This is a genomic window from Arachnia propionica (assembly GCF_003932785.1).
GTDB lineage: Bacteria > Actinomycetota > Actinomycetes > Propionibacteriales > Propionibacteriaceae > Arachnia > Arachnia propionica_B.
Genome location: NZ_RQYT01000156.1, coordinates 1 through 419 on the forward strand (window position 1 = coordinate 1; position 419 = coordinate 419).

The following is a 419-nucleotide window of genomic DNA, read 5'->3' on the forward strand; positions in this document are numbered from 1 at the left end:
CACCCGCAGGGTCCGTCATCGCGGTCAACCGACCCCCGAGGCTGTAGCGGTATTCCCAGCGCGCCCCGTCCGGGTCGATCCTGGCCTCCAGCAATCCGGCGGGAGTGTAGTGGAATCGGGTCGTCGCACCCGAAGGGCGGATCATCTCCACCGCCCGCCCGGCAGCGTCCCGCACCAGCCGGGTGGTGTTGCCCTCGGCATCGGTGGAGGACACCAGATCCCCACGAGGGTCGTACCCGAACCGCACCCTCACCCCGGTCGGATCAACCACCTCCAGCAACAAGCCCTCGTCCCACCGCATCCGGGTATGACCGCCCTCCCCATCAACGATGGTTGAAGGCTGTTGCTGGGCACCGGTGTAAGACATGCAGGTCCGGGCCACCTCCGTTCCGTCTTCGAGGGAGATGATCTCGGTCAAC

1 pseudogene is annotated in these 419 nt (G+C 66.8%); it reads right to left on the reverse strand.

Annotated features, from left to right (window positions below):
* A pseudogene (locus EII35_RS15650) lies at positions 1 to 367 on the reverse strand (RHS repeat domain-containing protein); the annotation flags it as partial.
* Between the last annotated feature and the right edge of the window lie 52 nt (positions 368 to 419).